This is a genomic window from Limnohabitans sp. (assembly GCF_040401495.1).
Taxonomy (GTDB): domain Bacteria; phylum Pseudomonadota; class Gammaproteobacteria; order Burkholderiales; family Burkholderiaceae_C; genus Limnohabitans.
On the sequence record NZ_JBBAOI010000069.1, the window covers coordinates 1 to 1,285 of the forward strand.

General features: G+C 48.6%; 1 protein-coding gene. It reads left to right on the forward strand.

Going from position 1 to position 1,285, the window contains the following annotated elements:
• On the forward strand, positions 1 to 1,095 hold a 1,095-nt coding region (locus AC9UEO_RS13710; RefSeq protein WP_509534661.1), incomplete at its 5' end, for a DUF3418 domain-containing protein.
• Between the last annotated feature and the right edge of the window lie 190 nt (positions 1,096 to 1,285).

Sequence of the window (1,285 nt, forward strand, 5' to 3'; positions counted from 1 at the left end):
GGTGCGTTTCAGGCCTTAGCAGGCTTGAAAGAAGCCATGCCTAAAGCGCAGGAGTCGGCGGATGAGGAACGGGTTTTCTCCAATCGTGGCGATTTGCAATTTGCCTTAGCAAGCGGCAAAGACTTCGTCGAAGGTCAAAAAGCGAATCAGGGTCACCTGTCAAATGGCCCATCTCATTCGGTTAATGCACCGCACAAACAAGTCACTGCAGGTAGCTCGGAAAAAACTTTCACCACCTGGTCGTTTGGTGAGTTGCCTGAGTTGATGGAAATTACCCAAGGCGATCAAACCTTGGTGGGCTTTACTGCCTTGGTCGATACGGGTGATGCAGTGCGCATAGAGGTATTTGACGAACCCGATATGGCGGCAAGCAAACACCGCGCAGGTTTGCGACGATTGTTTGCTTTGCAAATCAAAGATGCCATCAAGTATTTGGAAAAGAATTTGCCAGATTTGCAAAAAATGTCGGTCACTTATATGTTGGTCGGCAAAGCCAATGATGGATCGGGTGGGGGTACGGCGGATGAACTCAAACAACAAATTTTGGATTTGGCGCTGGAGCGGGCATTTTTATTAGACCCGTTACCTACGGATGCTGCATCGTTCCAACAACGCCTTGAAGAAGGACGAGGCCGCTTAACTTTGATTGCCAACGAAGTCGCCAGAATGGCCTCGAACGTCTTGATTGAATTTGCCCAAGCCAGCCGAAAAATCAAAGACACTAAAGCGCACCCTGAAGCAGTGGCCGATTGCGCCCAACAATTACAACGCCTCGTGGGCAAGCGTTTTGTCCTAGAAACGCCGTATACGCAACTACAACATTTCACGCGCTACCTCAAAGCCATTGTGTTGCGCCTCGATAAATTACGCGAAGACCCCGTACGCGACGCTAGCAAGATGGCTGAGCTCAAACCTTGGGAACAAAAATATTGGCGCTTGGTGGCAGAAAGAAAAGGCGCCACCGATGAGCGCATGCTGGCCTACAGATGGTTACTCGAAGAATTGCGTGTGAGTTTTTTTGCGCAAGAGTTACGGACTCCGCAGCCTGTGAGTGTTAAGCGTTTAGAAAAGGCTTGGTTGCAGATGCAATATTGAGGGTTGCTAAGCAAGTTTGTGTGTAAGTGGTTTTGTACGCCATGACGTTTGCACTATTTACGAAGCGCTTTAGTAACCAGTTCACAAAAACCATTGATGTGCGATCCCTCTATCCAGCGCACAACCGCGACCAATTCATTTTCTGGATCTATCCAAACAAACGAAGAACCAGCACCTATACAAAAGTAGC